Below are 7,868 nucleotides of genomic sequence, written 5' to 3' on the forward strand. Positions count from 1 at the left end.
TATCACCCTCCGTTGGCACTGGGTTGCGGGGTGCCGAACAGCCTACCGCGACGACGCCGCCCGGTCATCAAGCAAGGTGCGTCGGCAGTTGCTAAGCTAGTGACTTCCTCGGGAATTCGCCGCATATCCCGGTCGTATCGCCGGCAAGGAGCCACTCTCTTGGCAACATTCATCGTCGATTTACTCTCGGCCAGCCGCACGGAAACGCGGCCGTTGATCCGCCTCGCCCTGCCCATCTGCGGCGCCCAACTGGCGCAGGCGGGCATGAGCGTCGTCGACGTGATGATGACGGGGCGCTTGAGCGCCACCGACCTGGCGGCGGTCTCGGTGGGCTCGAGCCTGTGGTTGCCGCTGATGCTGTTCATGACCGGCACCTTGATGGGGCTCACCCCCATCGTCGCCCAACTGCTCGGCGGCGGCCGCACGCCGCGCATCCGGCCCAACGTGCACCAGGCGCTATGGGTGGCGCTGGCGCTGGGCGTCATCGCGGCCTTGCTGCTGTGGTTGGCGGTGATGCCGATCTTTCGCCTGATGGCCGTTCCCGCCCCGGTCGCCGAGCGCGCGGCGGCTTACCTGGCCGCCGTGGCGCTGGGGATGCCGGGCGTCGCCCTGTTCCAGGCCTTGCGCGCTTTCTCGGATGGCATGAACCACACCCGGCCATCGCTGTGGATCAGCCTGGTGGGGCTGGCCGTGAACGTTCCCAGCAACTTCGTGCTGATCTATGGCGGCGAAGGCCTCACCGGACTCGTGGGCGATTGGCTGCCGAGTTGGCTACAGGCGCTGCCGGCGCTCGGCGCGCTGGGCTGCGGCCTGGCCACCGCCCTGTCCTTCTGGGTCATGGGCCTGGCCATGGTAGCCTACACGCATCGCTCATCGGCCTACGGCGATGTCGCCCTGTGGCACGCCCCCACGCTTCCGCAGAAAAAACTGATCGGAGAGCTGCTCTACGTCGGGGTACCCATCGGCGTGGCCATCTTCGTCGAGGTAACGCTGTTCACGCTGATCGCCCTGTTCATCGCCAGCCTCGGCGAAGTCACTGTGGCGGCCCACCAGGTGGCGCTGAACTACACCTCGATTCTGTTCATGCTGCCGCTGTCGCTAAGCATGGCGCTCACCGTCAGGGTCGGCAACACCCTGGGGCAACGACGCCCTGGCCACACCCGCCTGGTGGCCTGGAACGGAATCGTACTGTGCCTGCTGGTGGCGGTATTCAACAGCACCCTGCTGTGGCTGACCGCAGAGCCGGTGATCGCCCTCTACACTCATGACGTGGCCGTGCAACGCCTGACGCTCTCGCTGGTCGTACTGGCCATGATCTTCCAGGTATCGGATTCGCTTCAGGTCAACCTGGCCGGCGCGCTTCGCGGCTACAAGGACACGCGGGTCGTCATGGTGATCACGCTGATCGCCTACTGGCTCGTCGGCCTGGGAGGCGGCCACGGGCTCGGCGAATACGGCCTATTCGGTCTCATCGAGCCCATGGGCGTGCATGGCTACTGGGTGGGCCTGATTGCCGGACTGACCGCGGCGGCACTACTGCTCGGCGAACGCCTACGCCGAGTCGCGAAGGGGATGGCGAATGGCAGCCTCGACGTTCCGCATGGCTAGACGGAGCCCACCGGCCTGGCTGTACGCCATGGCACTCATCATGGCCCTGGCGTTGGCCGGCTGCGGAGGAATGGGCGAGGGCGATGCCCTGCTTCGCGACTATCAACGCCAGTTGGCCGAGGCCCTCGACCTGCCGGCCCCGGAGCCCGAGCCGCCGGGCAACATCGGCGCATTCCCCGAACGCCAGGAACGGCTGTTCGAGGTTTCCGAGACGCGCGAGGGCCTGCTGGACGTCTACGCCCTGCGCGAATGCCACATCACCAACCTGGTCGCCGCGCGCAACAACCAGCTCGGCCGCGTGGCGCCCCCCAGCCAGCGCTGGCTCTACGAGCTCGAACTGTGGCGCCGCCTCGACGCCTGCCGGGACAGCGAGGTGGCCGAACGCCTGGCCGATGACGACCGGGCACGGCTGGAGCGAATCACCCGCCGCAAGACCCGACAGCTGCCGCTGGTGAGCTGGAACAGCCTGTTCGATTCCGAAGAGTGGACCGGCAACTTCTCCCGAGCGAGCTCCGCCCTGGAACCAAGCGACACCGATCCGCTGGACGCACAGTTGGAGGCGCTACGCTGGCTGCGTCGCGCCACTCTCAATCAGTTCGAGCCCGACTGGTCGCCGCAATCCTCGACGCTGGAAGGCCACCTCAAGACGCTTCGCGAACGGCCGCACACGGCCGAATTGCTTAGAGCCCTGCTCCTCGCCGAGCAACGTCTGGGCGAGGCCAACGATTTGCTCACCCGACGACTCGACAGCCGCGATGCCTGTGCCCCTTTGGACGCATCCGGCCCCGACCTGAGGAACCGCTTTCAGGCCAGCCCCGCACGGCAATGGCTGGCGCGTCTGGAAACGCTGGCCGACCGCTGGCTGACCGCCATCGATGCCCTTCTGGCCAGCCACGTCTCCCCTCCCGAGGCCATCGCCGAGTACCGCCACCGCTGGCTCTCGCTCGACAATCCCGAGGCCCCGTTGCCCGCCTACCGCGCGGTGCTCGATGCCCACGACCGCTATTGGCAACGATTGGCCGAGCGTTGCTCGTGAAAATCGCAAATGGAGACTTAACTTGTGCATGGCCTCTGTGCTATTGGTGGAATCGACAGGCCGGGATCCGCCGCGAGCCGCGTCACACGCCGTGACCACGCAGAACCTGGAGGGAGATCATGGGTATTTCACTATCATCCCGCCCTGCCCAGGTCATCGACCTGGAAGCGATGCGCCAGCGGCACAAGGCCAAGCAACGCCTGATCCGGCTCGCCCCTGAGCTCGACGGCCTGGAAATGGTCTACCAGCTGGCCTCCGACCCCGATGCCTACTATGGCATGCCGATCTTGGCCTGGGGGTTGCGCGAGGATGGGGACGTCGTCGGCTTGGTGCCCTGGATGGAGGCATTGACGCCGTGCCACCGGCTGGACGATCCGGAGCAGGGGTGCTTCATCGGCTACCGCGACCCGGAAACCGAAGAACTGCTTGAGTCGGCTCCCCCCCACAAGGCCATGGAGCTCGAGCACGCCGCCGCCTACTTCGACTACGAGGAAACCCACGAGGTCACGCTGATCCAGCAGCTACCCGACACCTTGGGCACTCATGCCTTGTGCATCGACGAAACCGAAGGGCCCTGGCAATTGAAGCAGGTGTTCGGTTGGCGCCTCTATAGTGACGGCAATATCGAGGCATTGCTCGCCGACGAATCGCTCGTCGAATCCACGCCCATTCTGCCGGGCGATTCCTGCCTCTACCCGGCCCGCAGCCGTCATCGACTCATCTACTTCTTCCAGCGCCGCATTGCCAACCGCATTCGCGAGCAGGACCCCACCACCCTGGAGGCCCTGGCGCTCATGGTGATTCCTCACGAGCCGATGGAGCACCGATGACGAGACATGGTCCTCGCCATCCGGGCAAGCCGGACGAGGGCTGGGAGGCCTCAAGCCAAGCGGATAAAATATAGGTAATGACCGTCCGACTCCTGCTGCTGCACCAGTTCGTGGCCAAGGAAGTGACAGAATTTCGGGATATCACGGGTGGTGGCAGGATCGGTTGCCACCACCTTGAGCACCTCGCCGGATGCCATGTCCCGGACCTTGTTATGCATCAACATGATCGGCTCCGGGCAGTAGAGCCCGGTCGTGTCCAGCTCGACCTGGAAGTCGGGTAGGGAGTCGGCAGTATCAACCATCGAAGACCTCGGTGTAGGGAGCAGCTCAGATGATCAAGATCATTATCGAACGTCGTATCATGCCCGGCCTGGAGGAGGAATACGAGCAAGCCGCACGTGAAGCGATGCGCTGGTCGCTGGGCGCCAGAGGCTTCGTCGGCGGCGAGACCCTCGTCGAGCTGGGGCATAGCGACCGTCGCCTGATGATCACCAAATGGCGCGACATGCGCGCCTGGAAAGAGTGGTACCGCAGCGAGGAGCGCAACCGCGTCATGCAACGCATATGGCCTCTGCTCACTGAAGAAGAGATCATTCGCGCCTACGAGCCCTCATACTGACGCATCCACCCCCGAAGCGCGAAGGCTCAATCCAGCATTCTCGCATGGACGGTCACCTCTTCGCGGTCGTGGTACAGATGCCGGCAACGAAGTTCGGCTCTCACGCCGGCATCATCCAGCGAGTCCTGAAGTTCGGCCAAGCAGCGCGACACCGTCTCCCAGCGGCGCTTCATGGGGAGCTTCAGGTTGAATATCGACTCACGGCACCAGCGCCTGACGAGCCAGCGCTCGACCATTGCCACGACTCGTGCAGGCTTGTCGACGATATCGCAGACCAGCCAGTCCAACCGGCTTGGCGGCTCCCAGACGAACCCATCCTCACGCTGATGCTCGACCATTCCCGATGCCATCAACCCCTTGTCCATGGGGCCGTTGTCAATGGCGAAGACATGCATGCCGCGCCGCACCAACTGCCAGGTCCACCCACCCGGCGCCGCACCCAGATCGGCGGCCTGCATCCCTTCCGCAAGCCGTTCCGGCCACTCGTCGCGTGGCACGAACTCATGCCACGCTTCTTCCAGCTTCAGCGTCGAACGGCTAGGTGCCGCATGGGGAAACTTGAGCCGCCGAATGCCACCGGGCAGCTCGCTTCGATTGCCGGGAAAGCTCATTCCCAGTTGAGCGCGATCGCCATCTTTCCAGAACAGGTGTAACCGACGACCTCCCGCCTTGCGACGCAATGCTCCGCGCTTTTTCAGCAACGATTCGAGCGGGCGCGCCAAGGCCTTGGTCAAACCGGCCAGCGCCTTGCCTTCGTTGGTATCGGGCGTCTCATGCCAAACGGTCTCGAAGCTCCATCCGCTCCTGACCACCTGTTCGACGATGGGCGTCAGACGGTCTTCACGCGACAGGAGCAGCGGCGACAAACCCACCAGACTCTGGCGCGCAAATACCAGCTCAGCCAGGCGCAACTGGCGATGCAGCTCATTGACCGGCCTGTCTCCCTCAATACGAAAGTCCACGCACCCGGCCAGCGGCAGGGCTTCGACCTCGCCCACCCAACCGAGAGCGCTCGCCCGCTCTGCCACTTCCGACGCTAGGTCGGCCTCGAACCCGGGCCGGCAGTAGAACAGCAGCCGATCGGGCACGAGGGTGGCTTCATTCTGCGTCGCTGTCGGCATCAGGAACCCTCCTCTGCACTCCCGCTCGACGCCTTCGGCGCCCCCTCACGCGCCTCGCCAAGAGCCTCGATGTCCTGCAGCTGCACGTTGAGCGCATTGGTCGACAACAGCACCTCCCAGAGCGAGTAGATCAGCGAGATCGACAGCGTGATCAAGCTGATACCGAAAAGCACCATACCGAGCAGTTCCAGGGACAGAAACAGCGAAAACATCGACAGCGTGCAGAGCAGGAAACTCAGCACACCGGCCACTTGCATACGCTTGGTGAGCGAGATGCGCTTGCGCAGCATCAAAATCTGGCGCGCCGCCACATCGTGGTGCTGATTGCGTTCCTCGTCGGCCAGCTTGCGAATCAGCTGTGCAAGCACCAGGAAACGATTGGTATAGGCGAGCAATAGCAGCGAGATGGCGGGGAACAGTAGCGCCGGCGTCGTCAGGGTCACGATCAGGGGGCTCCACATGGGGACTGGCACTCAATGATACCAGCGCACTCCCCTCAACGTCCTCAGGCGCTGATCGTTGTATTACCGTTAATTAAGTATTGTTGATGCAATATCTTGGTGCACACAAAAACGCAATTTTGAAGGGTTTTCACCTCATATCTATGTCTAATCCCGGCATGCCCTATGCATTTGCTGCATTATGGTGCACTGCTATATAGTGTTCACCGACTTCAGCACCTGATTGGCAGTGTTCGTTCATTGCCATCGACATTCCGGGGAACCGCCCATGCCATACGTTCATGACACCCTCGCACGCCTCGAGAAGAGCAGCCCTGCGCAAACCGAGTTTTACCAGGCCGCCGAGGAGGTGCTGGAGTGCCTGCGCCCGCTGTTCGAACGCAGCCCCAACTATCACGACCACGGCATCATCGAACGTATCGTAGAACCCGAGCGCCAGATTCTGTTTCGGGTCTGCTGGACCGACGATGCCGGCAAGGTCCAGGTGAACAAGGGGTTTCGCATCCAGTTCAACTCAGCGCTGGGGCCCTACAAGGGCGGCCTGCGTTTTCACCCCAGCGTGACCGCGGGAACCATCAAGTTTCTGGGCTTCGAACAGATCTTCAAGAACGCTCTGACCGGGCTGCCGATCGGCGGCGGCAAGGGTGGATCGGACTTCGATCCCAAGGGGAAATCCGATGGCGAGATCATGCGCTTCTGTCAGGCCTTCATGACTGAGCTCTATCGACACATTGGCCCAACCACTGACGTGCCGGCCGGTGATATCGGCGTTGGCGCGCGTGAGATCGGTTACCTCTACGGTCAGTACAAGCGCCTTACCGGACGCTACGAGGGCATTCTCACCGGCAAGGGGCTCGACTGGGGCGGCTCCATCGGTCGCAAGGAAGCCACCGGCTATGGAGCGGTCTACTTCGCCGAGAACATGCTGGAAACACGAGGCGAAACCCTGGAAGGCAAGACCTGCTTGGTATCCGGCGCTGGCAACGTGGCGATCTACACCATCGAGAAACTCTACGAGCTGAATGCACTGCCCGTGACCTGCTCCGACTCTCGCGGCACCCTGCACGACCCTCGTGGCATCGACCTGGCGCTGCTCAAGGAGCTCAAGGAAATCAAGCGGGCCTCCTTGGAGGCCTATCTCGAGCGGCATCCCGAAGCGAGCTACACTCGCGTGGCCGACTATCCTGCTGACGGTCATGCCGTTTGGCGCATCAAGGGTCGCGTCGCCTTCCCCTGCGCAACCCAGAACGAACTGACGGATGCCGATGCGGCAGCCCTGCTCGATAACGGAGTCGACTGCATCAGCGAGGGCGCCAACATGCCCTCCACCGCCGAGGCAGTCGACCGCTTTCTCGCAGCGAAGATCGCTTATGGCCCGGGCAAAGCGGCGAACGCCGGCGGCGTCGCGACCAGCCAGTTGGAGATGGCCCAGAACAGCAGCATGCAGAAGTGGCCACTGGAAAAGGTCGACGCCAAACTCAAGGAAGTCATGGCCGACATCCACCAGCAGTGCGCCGATACCGCTGCCGAGTTCGACGACCCGACCAACCTGGTGCTGGGCGCCAACATCGCCGGTTTCCGCAAGGTCGCCGATGCCATGATCGATCAGGGCGTGGTGTAGGCGACCATCCATGGAAAAGCCCGGGGCCATCGTAGGCCCCGGGCTTCACTCATCACGAACCAGTCTTTCGGTCGCCCTGAAGGCGTTCCTTGGCGCTCAGCCCACGATCACTGGTATGGCAGGAAACCGCGGCGCGCCTGAGCCTGGCACTGGGCTTCCGAAAGCCGCATCAGCCCTTTCCAGAACCGGCGCAGGAAAGGCTTGAGGGCGGGGCGCCAAGTAACAGAATGATCCCAAACCGTTGGAAAAGCTTCTACCTTGCTAGCCATAGTGCACCTCGAATCGCTGTCCATGTTGCAGTGCATTATAGCCTGATATTAGCCTAAAGTCTAATCCCTGCTGTCGTCGCACCCTTAAACGAGAAAGCCCCGACCCATGGCCGGGGCTTCTGAATAAGTGCCTGACGATGATCGGGGCGGCCTCCCGCGACTCTCCATGGGAGACCCCCCCAAACGACGAAACCCCGACCAATGGCCGGGGCTTCTGAATAAGTGCCTGACGATGACCTACTCTCGCATGGGGAGACCCCACACTACCATCGGCGCTGAGCGGTTTCACTGCTGAGTTCGGCA

The 7,868-nt window shown here is 63.0% G+C and carries 8 protein-coding genes and 1 rRNA gene; 5 read left to right on the forward strand and 4 right to left on the reverse strand.

Features of this window, described 5'->3' with window-relative positions; genetic code table 11:
• Window positions 1-159 precede the first annotated feature (159 nt).
• The 3 genes from GFD32_RS05160 to GFD32_RS05170 all read left to right on the forward strand — a co-directional run bounded on the left by GFD32_RS05160 (window position 160) and on the right by GFD32_RS05170 (window position 3,474).
• Window positions 160-1,608, forward strand: a complete 1,449-nt coding sequence (locus GFD32_RS05160; protein WP_163575494.1) for an MATE family efflux transporter — start codon at window positions 160-162, stop codon at window positions 1,606-1,608.
• On the forward strand, window positions 1,601-2,644 hold the full coding sequence (locus GFD32_RS05165) for a DUF3080 family protein (RefSeq protein WP_163575495.1): 1,044 nt from the start codon (window positions 1,601-1,603) through the stop codon (window positions 2,642-2,644). The genes GFD32_RS05160 and GFD32_RS05165 overlap by 8 nt, the downstream gene beginning before the upstream one ends.
• A 119-nt stretch (window positions 2,645-2,763) precedes the next feature.
• A complete protein-coding gene (locus GFD32_RS05170; RefSeq protein ID WP_163575496.1) occupies window positions 2,764-3,474 on the forward strand; it encodes a hypothetical protein in 711 nt (236 codons plus the stop codon).
• Window positions 3,475-3,524: 50 nt separating this feature from the next.
• Here GFD32_RS05170 and tusA read toward each other — a convergent pair whose 3' ends face one another.
• On the reverse strand, window positions 3,525-3,776 hold the full coding sequence (gene tusA / locus GFD32_RS05175; protein WP_163575497.1) for a sulfurtransferase TusA: 252 nt from the start codon (window positions 3,774-3,776) through the stop codon (window positions 3,525-3,527).
• A gap of 29 nt (window positions 3,777-3,805) precedes the next feature.
• Here tusA and GFD32_RS05180 point away from each other — a divergent pair, with 29 nt between their 5' ends.
• Window positions 3,806-4,093 carry an antibiotic biosynthesis monooxygenase family protein gene (locus GFD32_RS05180; RefSeq protein WP_163575498.1) on the forward strand — a complete coding sequence of 96 codons (288 nt, stop codon included), beginning with the start codon at window positions 3,806-3,808 and terminating at the stop codon, window positions 4,091-4,093.
• Window positions 4,094-4,119: 26 nt separating this feature from the next.
• Here the strand turns inward: GFD32_RS05180 and rlmM are convergent, their stop codons facing one another.
• Together rlmM and GFD32_RS05190 are read right to left on the reverse strand one after the other, a co-directional pair.
• Window positions 4,120-5,214 (reverse strand): 23S rRNA (cytidine(2498)-2'-O)-methyltransferase RlmM, encoded by a 1,095-nt coding sequence (gene rlmM, locus GFD32_RS05185; protein ID WP_163575499.1) that lies wholly within the window; start codon window positions 5,212-5,214, stop codon window positions 4,120-4,122.
• Window positions 5,214-5,657 (reverse strand): DUF2721 domain-containing protein, encoded by a 444-nt coding sequence (locus GFD32_RS05190; RefSeq protein ID WP_163575500.1) that lies wholly within the window; start codon window positions 5,655-5,657, stop codon window positions 5,214-5,216. The genes rlmM and GFD32_RS05190 overlap by 1 nt, the downstream gene beginning before the upstream one ends.
• A 286-nt stretch (window positions 5,658-5,943) precedes the next feature.
• On the opposite strand from GFD32_RS05190, the gene gdhA reads away from it, so the two are divergent.
• Entirely contained in the window at window positions 5,944-7,296 is a 1,353-nt protein-coding gene (gene gdhA / locus GFD32_RS05195; protein WP_163575501.1) for an NADP-specific glutamate dehydrogenase, read from the forward strand.
• Between the two features lie 493 nt (window positions 7,297-7,789).
• Here the strand turns inward: gdhA and rrf are convergent.
• A 5S ribosomal RNA gene (rrf, locus tag GFD32_RS20165) occupies window positions 7,790-7,868 on the reverse strand; the annotation flags it as partial.

Source organism: Halomonas faecis, from assembly GCF_010993975.1.
Classification (GTDB): domain Bacteria; phylum Pseudomonadota; class Gammaproteobacteria; order Pseudomonadales; family Halomonadaceae; genus Halomonas; species Halomonas faecis.

What these genes read in the sequence shown, in the direction of transcription:
- GFD32_RS05165 (WP_163575495.1), top strand. Translation starts at nt 1,601, where the DNA reads ATGGCTAGACGGAGCCCACCGGCCTGGCTGTACGCCATGGCACTCATC.
- GFD32_RS05170 (WP_163575496.1), top strand. Translation starts at nt 2,764, where the DNA reads ATGGGTATTTCACTATCATCCCGCCCTGCCCAGGTCATCGACCTGGAA.
- tusA (WP_163575497.1), bottom strand. Translation starts at nt 3,776, where the DNA reads ATGGTTGATACTGCCGACTCCCTACCCGACTTCCAGGTCGAGCTGGAC.
- GFD32_RS05180 (WP_163575498.1), top strand. Translation starts at nt 3,806, where the DNA reads ATGATCAAGATCATTATCGAACGTCGTATCATGCCCGGCCTGGAGGAG.
- rlmM (WP_163575499.1), bottom strand. Translation starts at nt 5,214, where the DNA reads ATGCCGACAGCGACGCAGAATGAAGCCACCCTCGTGCCCGATCGGCTG.
- gdhA (WP_163575501.1), top strand. Translation starts at nt 5,944, where the DNA reads ATGCCATACGTTCATGACACCCTCGCACGCCTCGAGAAGAGCAGCCCT.